The sequence below is a fragment of the Streptomyces sp. NPDC045021 genome (assembly GCF_056432645.1).
Genome location: NZ_JBWKIQ010000002.1, coordinates 680,727 through 697,678 on the forward strand (window position 1 = coordinate 680,727; position 16,952 = coordinate 697,678).

At 69.5% G+C, this 16,952-nt stretch carries 15 protein-coding genes; 7 read left to right on the plus strand and 8 right to left on the minus strand.

Annotated features, from left to right (window positions below; genetic code table 11):
- Positions 1-347: 347 nt before the first annotated feature.
- Positions 348-2,543, minus strand: coding sequence for a tetratricopeptide repeat protein (locus AC07DC_RS10280; RefSeq protein ID WP_478913698.1), 2,196 nt, complete (start codon positions 2,541-2,543; stop codon positions 348-350).
- Between the two features lie 132 nt (positions 2,544-2,675).
- Positions 2,676-3,107 (minus strand): hypothetical protein, encoded by a 432-nt coding sequence (locus AC07DC_RS10285; RefSeq protein ID WP_478913700.1) that lies wholly within the window; start codon positions 3,105-3,107, stop codon positions 2,676-2,678.
- A 973-nt stretch (positions 3,108-4,080) separates the two neighbouring features.
- Between AC07DC_RS10285 and AC07DC_RS10290 the strand changes: the two genes are divergently transcribed.
- Entirely contained in the window at positions 4,081-4,584 is a 504-nt protein-coding gene (locus AC07DC_RS10290; protein WP_478913702.1) for a nucleoside deaminase, read from the plus strand.
- 296 nt (positions 4,585-4,880) lie between these two features.
- Here the strand turns inward: AC07DC_RS10290 and xdhC are convergent, their stop codons facing one another.
- Genes xdhC through AC07DC_RS10305 form a run of 3 tightly spaced genes read right to left on the minus strand, consistent with a single transcriptional unit; the run spans position 4,881 to position 9,638 of the window.
- The gene (gene xdhC, locus AC07DC_RS10295) at positions 4,881-5,690 is read right to left on the minus strand and encodes a xanthine dehydrogenase accessory protein XdhC (RefSeq protein WP_478913704.1); all 810 of its coding nucleotides are present in this window, start codon (positions 5,688-5,690) and stop codon (positions 4,881-4,883) included.
- A gap of 1 nt (position 5,691) precedes the next feature.
- Positions 5,692-8,145, minus strand: a complete 2,454-nt coding sequence (gene xdhB / locus AC07DC_RS10300) for a xanthine dehydrogenase molybdopterin binding subunit (protein ID WP_478913706.1) — start codon at positions 8,143-8,145, stop codon at positions 5,692-5,694.
- Entirely contained in the window at positions 8,142-9,638 is a 1,497-nt protein-coding gene (locus tag AC07DC_RS10305; protein WP_478913708.1) for a xanthine dehydrogenase small subunit, read from the minus strand. Before AC07DC_RS10305 ends, xdhB begins: the two co-directional genes overlap by 4 nt.
- A gap of 566 nt (positions 9,639-10,204) precedes the next feature.
- On the opposite strand from AC07DC_RS10305, the gene AC07DC_RS10310 reads away from it, so the two are divergent.
- On the plus strand, positions 10,205-10,399 hold the full coding sequence (locus tag AC07DC_RS10310; RefSeq protein ID WP_478913710.1) for a hypothetical protein: 195 nt from the start codon (positions 10,205-10,207) through the stop codon (positions 10,397-10,399).
- Positions 10,400-10,403: 4 nt separating this feature from the next.
- Positions 10,404-11,360: a helix-turn-helix transcriptional regulator gene (locus AC07DC_RS10315; RefSeq protein ID WP_478913712.1), complete on the plus strand. Its 957-nt coding sequence runs from the start codon at positions 10,404-10,406 to the stop codon at positions 11,358-11,360.
- A 112-nt stretch (positions 11,361-11,472) separates the two neighbouring features.
- Here AC07DC_RS10315 and AC07DC_RS10320 read toward each other — a convergent pair whose 3' ends face one another.
- Positions 11,473-12,048, minus strand: a complete 576-nt coding sequence (locus AC07DC_RS10320) for a class F sortase (RefSeq protein ID WP_478913714.1) — start codon at positions 12,046-12,048, stop codon at positions 11,473-11,475.
- Positions 12,049-12,136: 88 nt separating this feature from the next.
- The gene (locus tag AC07DC_RS10325; protein ID WP_478913716.1) at positions 12,137-12,499 is read right to left on the minus strand and encodes a sortase-dependent protein; all 363 of its coding nucleotides are present in this window, start codon (positions 12,497-12,499) and stop codon (positions 12,137-12,139) included.
- Positions 12,500-12,769: 270 nt separating this feature from the next.
- Here AC07DC_RS10325 and AC07DC_RS10330 point away from each other — a divergent pair, with 270 nt between their 5' ends.
- Positions 12,770-13,027, plus strand: a complete 258-nt coding sequence (locus tag AC07DC_RS10330; protein ID WP_478913718.1) for a hypothetical protein — start codon at positions 12,770-12,772, stop codon at positions 13,025-13,027.
- Positions 13,028-13,150: 123 nt separating this feature from the next.
- On the opposite strand, the gene AC07DC_RS10335 is transcribed toward AC07DC_RS10330, so the two are convergent.
- Entirely contained in the window at positions 13,151-13,684 is a 534-nt protein-coding gene (locus AC07DC_RS10335) for an Lrp/AsnC family transcriptional regulator (protein WP_478913720.1), read from the minus strand.
- Positions 13,685-13,771: 87 nt separating this feature from the next.
- Between AC07DC_RS10335 and AC07DC_RS10340 the strand changes: the two genes are divergently transcribed.
- From AC07DC_RS10340 to AC07DC_RS10350, 3 genes are all read left to right on the plus strand, one after another.
- Complete coding sequence (locus AC07DC_RS10340) at positions 13,772-14,821, plus strand: NAD-dependent epimerase/dehydratase family protein (RefSeq protein WP_478913722.1); 1,050 nt, start codon at positions 13,772-13,774, stop codon at positions 14,819-14,821.
- Positions 14,818-15,828 carry an aldo/keto reductase gene (locus AC07DC_RS10345; protein WP_478913724.1) on the plus strand — a complete coding sequence of 337 codons (1,011 nt, stop codon included), beginning with the start codon at positions 14,818-14,820 and terminating at the stop codon, positions 15,826-15,828. The genes AC07DC_RS10340 and AC07DC_RS10345 overlap by 4 nt, the downstream gene beginning before the upstream one ends.
- 68 nt (positions 15,829-15,896) lie before the next feature.
- Entirely contained in the window at positions 15,897-16,874 is a 978-nt protein-coding gene (locus AC07DC_RS10350) for a zinc-binding dehydrogenase (RefSeq protein WP_478913726.1), read from the plus strand.
- Positions 16,875-16,952: the final 78 nt, after the last annotated feature.

Genomic DNA, 16,952 nt, shown 5'->3' on the forward strand with positions numbered 1-16,952 from the left:
GGGGGCGCGATGCGAGATCGGTAGCCGCTCGGTTGGCAGTGCCATCCGGGTTCTCTGCTCTTGGTCTCAGACGCGGTCTCGTTTGACCCTCGATCCATGAGCGTCCGGGGCTGTCCCTCGGCGTTCGGTCAGCTGATTGACCTGCACAGATGATGGTTTGGGGACGCAGAGAGACTGTCCTGGAACGAGGTCGGACACCTCGTAATGCGGAAGCCTCAGAACCGGCCGTACCTCGTCATCCTCTTGGCCGAGGTAGTGCGGGCCATCGTGTCAGCCGCGCAGCAGGATGCGGACGCGCTCACGCCGAGGTTACCTAGCGACGGTGAACGCGATCGGGGCGCGTCTGGTTAGGTGCCTGGCGGTGGGTTCTCGGCATTCGCGCGGGATGTGGCTGCGGCTTCGTCGTTGCCAGCGCGGATGTAGGCGGTGGCGGACTGTTCCCATGCGTCCCGAACCCGGGACGGGTCGGCGCCGGATGCCTTCAGCGTGGTGGCGAACTCGGCCCACGCCTCTCCAACACGCGCCCAGTCTTCTTCCTCGACCAGCATCGCAATCGCTTTCTCCCCAGCAGCGATCGCCTCAGCGTATCGCTCCAGGCCTCGACAGGCAGTGCCGAGGTTGTTCCAGGCGAAGGCTTGACCGCGGGTGTCGTCGACCTGCTGGTAGAGGTACAGGTCGAGGGCGGTTTGGTGGGCGGTGTGCGCCTCGGTGTAGCGCTTGAGGTGTCCGAGCGCGGTGCCGAGGTTGTTCCAGGCACCGGCCTGGCCGCTGGTGTCGTCGGTTTGCTGGAAGAGGTCGAGGGCGGTTTGGTGTGCGGTGTGCGCCTCGGTGTAGCGCTCGAGGTCGACGAGCGCGGTGCCGAGGTTGTTCCAGGCACCGGCCTGGCCGCTGGTGTCGTCGGTTTGCTGGAAGAGGTCGACGGCGGTTTGGTGTGCGGTGCGCGCCTCGGTGTAGCGCTTGAGGTGTCCGAGCGCAGTGCCGAGGTTATTCCAGGCGGAGGCTTGGCCGTGGGCGTTGTCGGCCTGCTGGTAGAGGTCGAGGGCGGTTTGGTTAGCGGTGTGCGCCTCGGTGTAGCGCTCGAGGTGTCGGAGCGCAGTGCCGAGGTTGTTCCAGGCGCCAGCTAGATTCACTGTGTCGCCGAGTGCCTGACAGGCTTCCAGTGCGTGGGCGCGGACGGTTACCAGATCCTGAAGTCGCCGTCGCAATTCCAGGTGGCGACCCAGAGCGAAACCAAGTTCCAGAGCCGTCTGTGTACGGGCGTGGGCGTGGGTGGTAGCAAGGAGATTCTCGCGTTCGGCGTCGAACCACGCTAGCGCCTGCTCCCGTACGGCGAACAGCGTCGACACCGCCCTGCCGGGCGGCTGAAGGTGGGTGTCAGCCGCTTCTGCGTGGCGGACGTAGTAGTCGGTCAGCCGAGTACGGGCTTGTTCGTAGCGCCGGCGGGGAACTCGGCCGCGGTCCATGGCGATGCGAACTTGTTCCTGGGCGTGCACGCGCAGGAGATCGTGCATGGACCAACGGTCGCGCGCCTGGCTGTTCTGGGTGAGCAGGCGTGCTCGGACGAGCTGCCGCAGCATCTGGGTGATCTTGTCGGCGGGCTGGCCGGCGAGGGCTGCGGCGGCGGGGGTGGAGATGTCCGGGCCGGCGTGGAGTCCCAGGAGACGGTAGAGATCGGCCTCTTGATGGGAGAGACGGGTGATGCACTCATCGAAGACGGCGCGCATGTTGCGTTCACCGTCGTCGAGACCGCCAAGACGGGTGCCGGCGTCGGTGAGCATCCGCACCCGCTCGGACAGCAGCTCGTCGGGGTCGTCGGCGAGAATAGCGGCGGCGATCTGCAGCGCCAGAGGCAGATATCCGCAGAGCGCGGCGAGTTCCACCGCGGCTGCAGGCTCGTCCTCGACCCGCCGGTCGTCAGGGTCGGCGACCTCCAGCCGCTGGCGCAGGAGGTCGACGGCGTCATCCGGCTGGAGAGGATGGAGATTGAAAAGGCGGGCACCGAGACCGGGCAGGGTGTGCCGGGAGGTTACGAGCACGGCGTGGTGACGGGCTGGCAGCAGCGGCCGGACCTGATCCGAGGTGGAAGCGTTGTCCGCAAGGATCAGAACCCGCTTCTCCTCACGCGCCTGGGCGTCGAGTTGGGACCGGTAGAGCCCCTCGCGCTCGTCCAGCGTGGGCGGGATGTGTTCCGCTGCGACGCCAAGGGCTCGCAGCAGCGCCTCTAGCGCGTCCTCTGGCGTGACGGGGGTCGGGTCGTAGCCGCGCAGGTTCACCACCTGCACACCCGTAAACCAGCCTCTGTCGAGTGCGGCATGCCCCACGGCATGAGCGAGGGTGGTCTTTCCCACGCCCGGTAGACCCGCGACCGATCCGACAGCCGCACCCGAACCGGTCCCCGGGTCGAGCACGGAAAGGATCTTGGCGATCTCATCCTCGCGGCCGGTGAACTCCTGCGGCAACCCCGGTAGACAGTTCAGCGCTGTCGGCACCGCCGCATACGCCTGCACATTGATCTTCGTGGTCTGCGTCCCGCTGCCGAGCACCTGACTGCCTGCGAACGACGCCCCCGCGAAACTGCTGCCAGCCCGCTGCCCCTGCCCGGAACGCTTGTCTCTTCTACTCCCGCTCTTGCCCTTCCCGGACGTCCTTCTCTTCGCCCCCATGGCCGCCGCCCGTTACCGGTTGATCGTGTTGTTCTGCGTGCCGCTGCCGAGAACCTGGCTGTCGGTAAACGTCGCGTTGCTGAAGTTGTTGTGCGTGCTCTGCACCGGAGTCTGGGCCTGGGCTTGCTGGACCAGAGCCTGCAGCTCAGCGGCCACCTGCTGCCGCTCCTCCTCCGGAAGCTGCTCAAGGAGCATCTCCAGACGGGTCTGCCAGCGGGTTACCAGAACGGACTGAACCCGTTCTGACTCCGCGTCGTCACCCGCCGACTCCAGCTCGGCCTGGGTCTGATCGAGTCGCTCAAGTTCGACCTGCTCCCGCTCTGCCTCGCCGCGACCGAGTATCCGCGCGACACCGCTGCGGATCCCGGCCCACGCGTCCGTCCCCGCCGCCCGAACGATCGCCCCGCCACCGGCCGCCGCCACTGCGATCAGTCCCTCTACCAACACGACAACACCCCTACTAATGAACGGACAAGAAGCCCAGCGTAGGACGAGTACCCCCCGTAATCAGCCGAAGCATCAATCCCGGACCCACCGGCCAGGACGTTTGTAGCTGAGAGGTCGCTGGCCGCGCGATCCGGACGATGCGGTGTCCCGGGGCCCACTGCGGTGTATAGGCGAGTGTGGTCTCAATGGTGGTCTCAAACCGCCTGGGATCTGGACGCGTCCGTAGGCGTCCACAGAGCTTCGGCAAGGGCTGTGAGCACGTTTGACGCCCAATCCCTGTACTTCTGCGGATGTCCTCGGAACAAGATCGGACACCTCGTAATGCGTAGGTCTCGGGTTCGAATCCCGAAGGCGGCCCCAAGATGAACCCCAGGTCAGATCTCTGACCTGGGGTTTCTTCGTTTGGTTGACCTTGGGGTGGGCTGTCACCCGGGCCCCACCGACCGGAACGCGCAGGCCGCCGACAGCAGTTGGGCGGTCCCGTCGTACTGAGTACGCGGTCCTGGTGTCTCCCAGCTGGATCTCCGGTGAGTTCGGCCGGCCGGGGCGGGCGCCCTTGCTTTCCTACCGTCGAGATCGACAAGCACACAGAGTGACGCGATCTCAACCAATCGTGTCGTTCGTGTGAATCGACGAGAAGGGCCCGCCGACCAGCAAATTCCTTCATGGTTTTGGTGACTGCCCTCGGCCCTGACCCGGCGGATGTACTTGCGCTTATCCGCATTAACAACAGGTGAACGACGTACGGAAGGGACAGTGGGGGCCGCCAATGACCGCTCGGACCTGTCCCACCCGTGCCCCTCAGGACCTCCATGAGCCGGTCCCCGGCGGGATCGGCGGCAGTCGGCTGCTCCCGGACGGACGCTTGAGGTGGCCGGCGCCCACTCGCACTGATTCTTCCGCGGGTGCTGCCACCGAACTGATCCCGGGGCGGCACGCGCGGCCCCCAGGCTTTGACAAAGGAGTCACCATGACCGCGTACGCCGAAGAGAAGAGCATCCAGGACCTGGAACGCACCTGGATGGACGAGGCCATCGGCCTTGCCACCGCCAGCGTGAAGAACGGCGGCGGTCCGTTCGGCGCGCTGATCGCCAGGGGTCGGGAAATTGTTGCGATCGGCAACAACAACGTCACTTCGCACCTGGACCCGACGGCGCACGGCGAGGTGAGCGCGATCCGTGCCGCCTGCCAGAAGCTGGGCACCTTCTCCCTCGAGGGCTGTGTCCTGGTCACCTCGTGCGAGCCGTGCCCGATGTGTCTCTCCTCCGCGCTGTGGGCGCGAGTCGACCAGATCATCTTCGCCGCCGACCGGGACGACGCCGCGGTGGCCGGTTTCGACGACCGCAAGTTCTACGACCTGTTCGAGAAGCAGCCTGCGGAGCTGTGGCCGATGGCGATCAAGCGGGTGGACATGCCGAACCGTACGGCGCCCTTCGACGCGTGGCTGGCCAAGTCCGACCGCATCGACTACTGACAACCCGGTTCGCCGCGCACAGGCGCCGGTTGAACCGAACCAGGCAGACCGCTGGCGCACGTCTGTGAAGCCTCAGGACTCACTCTCCGTGACCTGGGGCTTTTGGTTTCCCACGGGTGTCCAGGACCGCCGGCTCTCCACCGCGGCGATCCGAAGGGAGCCGGGTCCAGCCGTGCCGAAGGGGCGTCCGGGAACCGAGCCCGGTCACGCCGAAGGGGTGTCCCGCACGCGTGCGTTCGCACGAGTACGGGACACCCCTGGCCATCCGGGGAGAATCCCCCTGGCGATCCGGGGAATCAGTTCCCGTCGGCCTCGAAGGTCATCAGCAGGTCGGCGGCGACGCTCACGGCGATCGTCGCGGGGTCCTTCCCGGTGATGTCGGCCAGCCCGATCGGGGTCTTGATCCGATCGATGGTGGCGTCGTCGTGGCCGCCCTCGGTCCGGAGGCGCTTGCGGAACCGTACCCACTTCGCCGCCGACCCGATCAGCCCGATGGAGCCGAGGTCGGGGGTGCGCAGGGCGGCGTCGCACAGTGCGGCGTCCTCGGCGTGATCGTGGGTCATGATCAGGATGTGAGTGCCTGGCGGCAGCTCTTCCAGCACTTCCTCGGGCAGCAGCGGCGTGTGATGCACGTGCAGCTGCGCCGCCGAGTCCGCCAGCACGTCGAGCCGCTCCTCGGTGAGCATCTCGGCGCGGGTGTCGACCAGATGGAGGTCGAGGTCCTGACGTGCCAGGATGCGCGCCAGTTCCAGCCCGACGTGTCCCACGCCGAAGACCGCGACCGCCCTTACCACCGGCAGGGGTTCGAGGAGCACCTGGACTGTGCCTCCACAGCACTGGACGCCGTGTTGGTTGCTCACTTTGTCGTTCAGGGCGAAATCCATCAGCTCCGGCTCGGACTTGGACGCGACGATCATCTCCCGAGCACGATCGATCGTGACGGCCTCGATGTTGCCGCCGCCGATCGAACCCCAGGTCTCGCTCCGGCCCACCACCAGCTTCGCACCGGCTTCGCGCGGGGCGTGGCCGCGCACGGTCGCGACGGTCACCAGCACGCCGGATTCCCGGCGTGCCCGCAACCGCGCGACCGCGGCGACCCATGTCATGTCAGGCACCGCTCAGCACTGCTGCGTCGGGGTGCGCCTGGCCGTTGGAGGCCGAGACCTGGCCGTTTCCGGCGTGGCCGGCCGCGGTGAACTCGTCACGGGCGAGGCCGTCCTGGGAGGCAGCGCTCCGGCGGACCTCCTCGATCGCCCAGAACACCGCTTCCGGCGTCGCGGGCGAGGCCAGCTCGACGCTGACTCCATCCGGCCCGAACGCGGCGGCCGCCTGACGCAGCGCCTCTCGTACCGAGAACGCCAGCATCAGCGGAGGCTCACCCACCGCCTTGGAGCCGTAGACCGCGCCCTCCTCGGTGGCGTTCTCCAGGAGGGTGACGTTGAACTCCTCGGGCATCTCCGAGAAGCTCGGCAGCTTGTAGGTGCTCGCGGCCTGGGTCAGCAGCCGGCCGCGGTTCGGGCCGTCGCTGGTGTCCCAGCGCAGGTCCTCGAGCGTCAGCCAACCCGCGCCCTGCACGAAACCGCCCTCGACCTGACCGATGTCGATCATCGGGGACAGGCTGTCGCCGACGTCGTGCACGATGTCCACCCGGCGGATGCGGTACGCACCGGTGAAGCCGTCGACCTCCACCTCGGTCGCGGCGGCGCCGTTGGAGAAGTACTTGAAGGGCGAGCCGCGGAACGACTTCGCGTCCCAGTGCAGCCCCTCGGTCCGGTAGAAACCGGACGCCGACAGCTGGACCCGCTGGAAGTACGCGGAGTGCACCAGTTCGTCCCAGGCCAGCTCCTGGTCGCTGCCCAGGGTGCGCGCGACGCCCTCGACGATGCGCACGTCCGAGGCGTTCCCACCCAGCTCGGTGGCGGCCACCTGCCGCAGCCGCTCGCGCAGCTGCTCACAGGCGTTCTTGATCGCCCCACCGTTGAGGTCCGCGCCGGCACTGGCAGCGGTGGCGGAGGTGTTGGGCACCTTGTCCGTACGCGTCGGGGCGAGGCGGACCTTGTGCAGCGGGATGCCCAGCGTGGTCGCGGCCACCTGCATCATCTTGGTGTGCAGGCCCTGGCCCATCTCGGTGCCACCGTGGTTGATCAGGACGGAGCCGTCCTTGTAGATCAGCACCAGCGCGCCGCCCTGGTTGAAGGCGGTGAGGTTGAACGAGATGCCGAACTTGATGCCGGTGATCGCGAGCGCCCGCTTGGTGTTCGGGTGCGCGGCGTTGAACGCGGCGATCTCGCGCTTGCGGTCGGCGACACCACCGATCTCCTGGACCTGCTGCCAGACGGCCGAGATCCGATCGGCCTGCGTGACCGGCTGTCCGTACGGCGTCGTCTGGCCCTGGCCGGGCTGGTAGAAGTTGCGCTCGCGCAGCTCCATGGGGTCCAGGCCGAGCCGCGGCGCGCAGCGGCCCAGGATGTCCTCGATCACGATCATGCCCTGCGGTCCGCCGAAGCCGCGGAAGGCGGTGTTGGAGACCGTGTTGGTCTTGGCGATGCGACCGGCGACCCGCGCGTTGGGAATCCAGTACGTGTTGTCGATGTGGCACAGCGCCCGGGCGAGGACCGGCTCGGAGAGGTCGAGGCTCCAGCCGCCGTCCGCCACCAAGGTGGCGTCCAGGGCCTGGATGCGGCCGTCCGCGTCGAAGCCGATCTTCCACTTGGCGTGGAACCCGTGCCGCTTGCCGGACATCGTCAGGTCCTGGGTCCGGTTGAGGCGGAACCGGACCGGCCGACCGGTCAGTTTGGCGCCGAGCGCGGCGATGGCCGCGAAACCGTGCGGCTGCATCTCCTTGCCGCCGAAGCCGCCGCCCATCCGCAGACACTGCACGGTGACCTCATGGGCGGGCACGCCGAGCACGTGGGAGACGATTTCCTGGGTCTCCGAAGGGTGCTGGGTGCTGCTCTGGATGAAGATCTGCTCGTTCTCGTCGATCAGGGCCAGCGCGGCGTGGGTCTCGAGATAGAAGTGCTCCTGACCGGCGAACTGGAACTCGCCGGAGATCACGTGCGCGGACTCCGCGAAGCCCGCGTCGATGTCGCCGTGCACCATCAGGGGCTGGGCGCCGTGATAGCTGCCCGCCTCCATCGCGTCCTGGAGCGAGATCAGCGAGGGCAGTTCCTCGAGGTCCACCTCGACGGCTGCCGCACCGAGCCGGGCCGCCTCCAGGGTCTCGCCGAGCACCCAGGCGACCGCGTGGCCGTGGAACATGACCTCGTCGGGGAAGAGCGGCTCGTCGTGCTTCATGCCGGCGTCGTTGACCCCGGGCACGTCGGCCTTGGTCAGTACGCGGACCACGCCGGGCACGGCGAGCGCGGGCTCGGTGCGCAGCGCGGTGATCCGGCCGCGGGCCTTCATGACCTGGACCGGGTACGCGTGCAGCACGTCCTTGGTCCGCTGGACCAGGTCGTCGGTGTAGAGCGCGGTGCCGGTGACGTGCTGGAAGGCACTCTCGTGCGGCATCGAGACGCCGACTACGGGCTTCTCGGGACGCTCGGACAAATGACTCATGACGACACCGCCTCAGTGGTCTGTGCGTGCAGCTTCTTAAGGCTCTGGCCGAGCATCGCGGAACGGTAGAGGGAGCTGGCGCGATGATCGCTCATCGGCGTGCCCTCACCGCGCAGCACCTTGGCCGCGGCCTCGACGGTCTCCGCCGACCACGGCTTGCCCTCCAGGGCCGCCTCGGTGGCGAGCGCGCGGATCGGGGTGGCGGCCACGCCGCCAAGACCGATGCGTGCCTTGCGGACGACACCGTCCTCGATGTCGAGCGCGAAACCGACCGCCACGCTGGAGATGTCGTCGAAGCGACGCTTGGCGATCTTGTGGAAACCGGTGACGGGCGCCAGCGGCAGCGGTATGCGCACCGCGCGGATCAGCTCATCGGGGCGGCGCACGGTCTGCCGGTAGCCGGTGAAGTAGTCCGCCAGCGGAACCACGCGCTCACCGTCGGCGTCGGCGAGCACCAACGATGCCTCGAGCGCGAGCAGCACCGGCGGGCTGTCACCGATGGGCGAGCCGGTGCCGAGGTTGCCGCCGAGGGTCGCACCGTTACGGATGAGCCGGGAGGCGAACTGCGGGAACAGCTCGGCAAGGAGCGGAACGTCACCGTCGAGCTTGCGCTCGATCTCGGTGAGCGTCAGCGCCGCACCGATCTCGATGAAGTCGGACTCGACGCGCAGCTCCCGCATTTCGGGCAGCCGGTCGATGGCGACCACGCACTCCGCACGGCGGGAGCGGATGTTGACCTCGACGCCGTAGTCGGTGGAGCCGGCGACGACCACCGCGTCGGGACGCTCGCGCAGCAGCTCCAACGTCTCGGCCAGGGTGTTCTTGCGCAGGAACGTGCTGCCGTCCTGGGCGTACTCGGTGGCGACCGGTGCCGGCGGGTCCTGCTCGCGACGCTGCGCGAGGGGGTCCTCGTCGGTGGGTTCACCGACGGCGAACGCGGCATCGCGAATCGGGCGGTAGCCGGTACAGCGGCACAGGTTTCCGCTCAGCGAGTGCAGGTCGAAGCCGTTCGGACCGTGCTCGGAGTCGGCGTGCTCGGCGTCGGCGTGCTCGGCCGAGTCCGCGCCGTCGGCCGAGTCCCCGTGCGCACAGCGGTCGGACCGGTAGTACTCGGAGGCCATGCTGCAGATGAATCCCGGAGTGCAGTAGCCGCACTGGGAGCCGCCGCGGACCGCCATCTCCTCCTGCACCGGGTGCAGGGTGGGCGGCGTGCCGTCGGCGCCGACGGTGGCGAGGCCCTCGGAGGTGATGACCTCCTGGCCGTCGAGCGCCGCAGCCGGGACCAGGCAGGCGTTGACCGCCACCCAGTCGGTGGGCTTGTTCACACCGGGACGGGCCACCAGCACCGAACAGGCGCCGCACTCACCCTCGGCGCAGCCCTCCTTGGTCCCGGTGAGGCCACGCTCGCGCAGGAAGTCCAGCGCTGTGGTGTGCGGCGTAGCCGGCGAAAGCGGTGTTTCTTTCCCGTTGACCGTGATCTGCGCCGCTACCATGACAGGCCTTCAATTCGGTGCGTGATCGGTCGATTCATCATGTTCGCCAATTTTCAGGCAGCTTTCCGGGTTCGGGTGCGCCAGGTGCCAGGAGCGGGCGCAGCAGGGCACGCAACAGCGACGTGCCGGCAGGGGGTGACGGGAAGACTGTGATGTGCCACGAACGGGCACATCAGAACGGCGTGATCAACAGCCGTGCGGATGTGCCACGAACGGGCACATCAAAACGGCGTGATCAGCAGCCGTGCGCGATCCGACCGGGGATCCAGACTGTGCACTGGGCGAGGCGACCGAGGTCAGAGCTGGTGTACATCTGAGGGTCGCCTCCTTCTTCCGGTAACTGTGGATATACGAATACGCAAGTTAGTGGCTGGCGACCACCGAGGTCAAGAGGTCGGTCTCCGGCGCCGCAGCGGTTCGGGCGACCGGGCCCCGGCATTTCCGCAGGTACGGGTGGTCGTCGGCCAGGAGATCCGGGTGAATTGAGGTCGGTTTCTGACCTCAATTGTGAACACCCTGAACGCACGACGAAGTTCACTGCAGCGGACGGGCGGGGCGGCGTGGAAATGACATGGCCACAGACGTGTGCGAAGCGGCTCGCCCGGCACGGCCTGGGCGAGCCGGTGGCGGTCGGGCAGGTGGCCTGGCAGGTGGCCGAGCAGGTCGGGTTGGTCTGCGGCGCGCACGCGCAGGTGATGTCCCCGGCGTGGGTGAACGCCGGGGACATCACACTGGCTGACCAGCGGAAGGCAGAGGCCTGAGGACATGGCGAACACGAGCTCGCGAACCCTCCAGCTGTTGTCCTTGCTGCAGACGCACCGCTACTGGCCCGGCCGCGAACTGGCCGGCCGACTGGAGATCTCCCCGCGCACCCTGCGCCGCGACGTCGACCGGCTGCGCGAACTGGGCTACCCGGTCGAGGCCCACCGCGGCGTGGACGGCGGTTACCAACTGGCCCCGGGCGCCACCTTGCCGCCGCTGGTTCTCGACGACGAGGAGGCGGTGGCGCTGGCCATCGGGCTGCGGGCCGCCGCACAGGGCGCGGTGACCGGGATCGAGGAGTCCTCCATCCGGGCGTTCGCCAAGGTCGTGCAGGTCATGCCGGCCCGGCTTCGGCGGCGGGTCGACGCGCTGCGCGTGGTCACCGTACCCGCGGTCGAGGACGCCGGCCCGACCGTCCAGGCCGACGTCCTCACCGCGGTCGCGCAGGCCTGCCGCGACGAGGAACGGCTGCGGTTCGCCTACACGGCCCGCGGGGGTGAGCGCAGCACCCGCCACGTCGAACCGCACCGGCTGGTCGTGCTCGGCCGACGCTGGTACCTGGTCGCCTACGACCTGGCCAGGCATGACTGGCGCAGCTTCCGCCTGGACCGCCTCGGCGATCCGCACAGCACCGGAGAACGGTTCCGCCCACGCGACCTGCCTGCTGACGACGCGGCCGCCTTCGTCCGGGCCGGGAGCCCCGGCCTGCCCGCATCCCACACCGTCGAGGCACTCGTGCACGCCCCGGCGGCGGACGTCCGTACACGGCTCGGTCCGTGGGCGACGGTCCAGGAGGTCGACGAGCGCACCTGCACGGTGCGGATGTCCTCCGACACCCTCGACTGGCCGACCCAGGCGCTGGGGAATGTCGGCGCGGAGTTCCAGGTCCTCGGCCCGCCGGAGTTCACCGCCTTCCTCCGCGAATGGGCCGGACGCTTCACCCGCGCCGCGAGCACGTGAGCCCCACCCGCCGGGCCAACTGCTTCTGCGCCGGAACTCTCGAGCTGTCCATGCGGTGGGTGCGTGGCTGACGAGGTGCTTGTCCAGCGGGGCCGGGGGCTGGCGTCGGGGTTCAGGTCAGATTTGCGTAGACGATGAGGTTGTCCACGGGGTGGCCCTGGGCGTCCATCGAGCCGTCGCATGTGATCAGGCGGAGGGTGGGGGTCGGGGTGGGGGCGTAGACCTTCTGGGTGGGGAAGGTCTTCTTGCTGACCGTCTCGGTGGTGGTCACGGTGAAGTGGACGGTCTTGCCGTCGGCGCCGCGGATGGCGATGTCGGCGCCCTTCTTGATCTTTTCGAGATCGTGGAAGACGGCCTTGCCGTAGCGGGTGTTGTTGTGGCCGATGACGACGGAGGCGCCGCGCTCGCCCGGGACCGCGCTGTTCGTGTACCAGCCGGCCGTCATGCCCTGGTCGGACGGCGGCACTTGTACGGTCTGGTCGGCGTTGAGGCCGAGCCGCAGCAGGGAGCTGTCCACGCCGATCGAGGAGATGACGACCCGGGTGGGGTCGCCGGGTGTGGTGGACGCCGTCGCGGGGGGCGAGCCGGACGAGCAGGCGGCCAGGGTGGTGAGGGCCAGCGCGATGAGCGGTGCTCGCAGGGCGCGCGCCAGGCCGGTCCGCCGCGCCGGGTGCGGGATGCGGGCCATGAGTGTCCTTAGGGGTGTCCGCGGGGGAGAGGGGACGGTGCGCCGCCCGTTCGGGCGGCGCACCGTGTGGAGCAGTGGAGCGGTGGGTTCAGCCGTCGTGACGGGCTGCCCGGCGGCGCACGATGACGAAACCGGCGCCCGCGAGCGCGGCAGCGGCGGCGGCCGAGCCGGCGATGGTGGCGGAGCCCGTTCCGGTGCTCCCGGCCGGCTGCTCGCCCGCCGCGACGCCGCCACGCGGCATCGGGGTGGGGGCGGCGGTGCGGGTACCGCCACCGGCGCTGACGGACGGGGCAGGCCGGGGAGCGTCGGTGGGCTTGCCGGCGGAGACGGAGGGGGTGGGGGTGGGCTTGGCGGTCGCGTCGGCGGCGAACGCCCCGGTGGCCGGGAGCAGCACCGTGCCGGCGACGACTGCGGTGACGGCGGCGGTGCGCAAGGTGCGGAGGTAGGACATGGTGGTGCCTTCCGTTTACGGGTCGATCGGAGTCGGAGCGGCCGCTGCACGCGGCGGTCGCCGCGCGGCAACCGGCATGATCGACAGGCTGGCAGGCACCTGTGAAGAAGTTGTCAGAGTGCTGTGGTGCGCGGATCAGGGCGGATCCGGGCGGATCAGCGTGGATCCGGGCCGATCGAGCGGATCGGGTCGATCAGGGTCCCGGACGGCTCCGCCCGGCGTGCGGAAGGCGCCGCGGGCGCTCACGCTGGATGTATGGCGATGAATCGGATGACTGCGCACGGAATCGACATCGACACCCGGATGCTCAGGGCAGGAGTGGCCGTCACCGGCGTCGCTGCTGTGCTGGGGCTGGCCGGGACGGTCATGATCGGCGTCACGCTGCTGAATGCCGGACGGGGATACGTCCGTCAGATGGAGGTACCGCCGTCCGAGCTGGCGGCGCGTGCCTTCCAGCACGCGAAGGCTGCCTCGCAGGCCGCCTCCCACGCGGGGGCCGACGCCTGGCGCTCCTCGGACGCCTCCTGACCGGTAGAAACCGGCAGAGCAGGAAGGACCGGAAGAACCGGAAGAGACTGACCGGGCGGACGGCCCGACGGCCTCCGGCCCGACGCGGCGGATCCCCGTGCGTCAGAGGCCGGCGGCCGCTTCCTAGCGCCCCGCGCCCGAACGGTCGATCGGGGTGATGACCTTCCGTTCGACCGGGGACGACAGCACGATCGATGTTGTGGTGCGGCCGAGGGCCGAGATCTGTTCGAGCATCTCCTCGAGGTGCGAGGTGTCGGCCACGGCGACCTTGAGGATCCAGCAGTCCTCGCCGACGACGTGGTGCACCTCCAGGATCTCGGAGCGCGCCATCAGTTCCAGCGTCTTGGGGTGACGCAGCGTGTAGCCGCCGTGCGGGGACACCCGGACGAACGCGAGCATGCCGTAGCCGAGCCGGTCCGGCGCGACCACGGCGGAGTACCCGGTGATGGTGCCGTTGCCCTCCAGCCGGCGGATGCGTTCGGCCACGGCGGCCGGGCTGAGACTCACCCGTCGGCCCAGCTCACTGAGAGTGATACGACCCTCGGCCTGGACGAGTTCGAGCAGCCGCGTATCGACGCTGTCGAGGGCGACCGAGGAATCGTGAGTGAGACCCCGCAGATGGCGTGGTTCTTTTGGCAGGGCCGCTGAATCTCCCATGATCTCCCCTTCAGATGCCGGGCCGAGACGGTAACACTTGAGGTCGACGGCAGGGACGTCCTGCCTGGTGGGGAAGGGTCCGGTGCCATGCACGACACCACGCACGACACCACGCACGACTCCAGGCGTGACCCGCACGCCGAGCGCGGCTCGTTGCGGGACGTCTGCATCATCGGTGGCAGCCGCTACTTCGGTAAGCGGCTGATGCTGCGGCTCCGCGACGAGGGTGTCAACGTCACGGTCATCAACCGCGGCTCGTCGCCGACGCCGCCGGGCGTCACGCATCTCGTCGCCGACCGTGACGACGAGGCGGCCCTCGAAGCCGCCCTGGGCGACCGGCACTTCGATGTCGTCATCGACCAGGTCTGCTACACGCCGCGACAGGCGGCCATCGCCAAGCGCGTCTTCCGCGGCCGCACCGAGCGCTACGTCATGACGTCCACGATGGAGGTCTACGACCCGGCGACGTTCGACGCCGTCCTCCCCCTGGCCCAGCGCTCTACCCATGGCTCTGCCCACCGCCCGGTCACTGAGGACACGGTTGATCCCACCACCTGGCCGGTCGACCTCGAACTCCCTTGGGGCGAGAAGACGTTCATGGAGCAGCTCGGCGACGCGCGGTACTACGCCGAGGGGAAGCGGCAGGCCGAGGCGGTGTTCAGCCAGGATCCGGCGTTCGCGTACGTCTCGGTGCGCAGCGCGCACGTGCTGGGCGGGGGCGCGGAGGAGTTCACCGGGCGGCTGGACCACTACGTGGAGCGGGTGCGCACGGGGCAGCCCGTCGTCGTTCACCGCGAGGACCACCCGTCCACGTTCATCCATGACCGTGAGATCGCCGAGTTCCTGTTCTGGGCGGCCGGCGCCGACTTCACCGGTCCTGTCAACGCCAACTCCCACGGTGAGCTGAGCGCCACGAAGCTGAGCGAGCTGGTCGCGACAGGGATCGGGGCGGAGCGGCCGGTGTACTCCCACGGGGGCGGCGACATGTCGCCGTTCTCGTTCGACCGCTACTACGCGATGGACAACTCCCGGGCCAGGGCACTGGGCTTCACGTTCTCGACCACCGCGGAGTGGCTGCCCGGCGCCATCGCCGAGACAGCCGCAGCGCTCACCACCTCGAAGGGATCCCGGACATGAGTGGCACACAAGGCACCGGTGGCACGCACGGCAGCAGCGGGCGCCGGATCCGTGACATTCCGGTCGGTCCGGTCGGTCTCGGGGCCATGCCGCTCTCCATCGAGCGGCGGCCGGACGAGGCCAGGGCCTTCGCCACGGTCCACGCGGCGCTCGACGCCGGGGTGACGCTCATCGACACGGCCGACTCCTACCACTGGCACGCGGACGAGCGGGGTCACAACGAGGAGCTGATCGCCCGCGCCCTCGCCGCCTACGGCGGTGACACCTCGGGCGTCCTCGTGGCGACGAAGGGCGGCCGCGGGCGTCCCGGCGACGGTACGTGGACCGTCAACGGCGACCCGGACCATCTGAAGCGGGCCTGCGAGGAGTCGCTCGCGCGCCTCGGTGGCGAGGCGATCGGGCTGTACCAGCTCCATAAGCCGGACCCCCGGGTTCCGTTCGCCGAATCCGTAGGCGCCCTCCGGGAGTTGCTCGACGCGGGCACCATCAGGATGGCGGGCGTCTCCAACGTGGACACCGCACAGATCCGGCAGGCCCACGAGATCCTCGGCGGACGGCTGGCCTCGGTGCAGAACGAGTACTCGCCCGCCGTCCGCGACAGCGAGGCCGAGCTGCGGCTGTGCGACGAGCTCGGGATCGCCTTCCTGCCCTGGAGCCCGCTCGGCGGCATCTCCCGCAGCTCGCTCGACGGCCCGCCGGCCGTGGGCCACGGGATCCCGGCCCTGGCTCCCGTCCCAGCACCCACTGCCCCGGCATCCACTGTCCCAGCACACCGCTTCGCCGCGTTCCACGAGGTCGCACGGGACCGCGGGGTGAGCCCGCAGCGGATCGCTCTCGCATGGCTGCTGGCGAAGTCCCCGGTCGTCGTCCCCATCCCGGGCGCCAGCCGGCCCGAGACGATCCGCGACTCGGCTGCGGTCGGCGAAGTGACGCTCACCGCCGAGGAGTTCGCGCGTCTCGACGCGACCCGGAAGACCACGCACCCCGCGGACCCCGTCGCCCCTTGACATGAACCTAGGTTCACGTCTGAGACTCCTCGTAGAGACGAAGTCGCAGGTGGCGGATGCAGGGAGTGATGGGTGTGCGAGCAGTACAGGTGACGCGGTTCGGGGGTCCCGAGGTCCTTGAGGCGGCGCAGGTGCCGGATCCGGTCGCCGGTCCCGGCGAGGTGGTGGTGCGCGTCGAGGCCGCCGACGTCATCCTCTTCGAGGCGCGGATCCGCGAGGGGCTGGCCCAGGACTTCATGCCGGTGCGGCCGCCCTACGTGCCGGGGGGCGCGGTGGCGGGGCGGGTGCTCTCGGTCGGCGAGGGTGTCGAGCCCAGCTGGATCGGCAGGTCCGTCGCGGTCAGGACCGGTGACCGCGGCGGGTACGCCGAGCGGGTGCTGGTGCCGGCCGACGCGCTGATCGTCGTCCCCGACGGGCTCGGGCTGCGGGAGGCGGCAGCGCTGCTGCACGACGGCCCCACCGCGCTCGGCCTCGCCGAGGCCGCCCGGACGAAGCCGGGGGAGTGGGTGCTCGTCACCGGGGCCGGGGGCGGGCTCGGCATCCTCATGGTGCAGCTGGCGCTGGCGGCCGGGGAACGCGTCGTGGCAGCCGCCCGGGGCAAGCGGAAGCTGGATCTGCTGTTGGAGCTGGGCGCCCACGCCGTCGTCGACTACTCGCTGCCGGACTGGCAGGAGCGGGTGCGCGAAGCGACCGGCGGCGCGGGGCCCGACATGGTCTACGACGGCGTCGGCGGGGAGATCGGACTGGCCGCGTTCGAACTGACCGCCAGAGGCGGCCAGTTCTCCGCGCACGGCGCGGCCGCCGGCGGTTTCGCCCCCGTCGACCCCGAGGAGGCGCGGCGGCGCGAGGTGACCGTACGCGGCATCGACCAGGTGCAGTTCACGCCCGACGTCGCCCGGCGGCTGACCGAACGCGCCCTGTCGGAGGCGGTGGTGGGACGGATCCGGCCGATCATCGGGCAGACGTTCCCGCTGGAACGCGCCGCGGACGCGCACGCGGCGATGGAGGCCCGCGACGTCGTCGGGAAGACCCTGCTGCTGCCGTGACGACGTCGCGTCACGCCGGCACCTCCCCGATGCACGGGGCCCAAAGGAACCGCCCCCACAGCCCCCTCGGCCACCCCC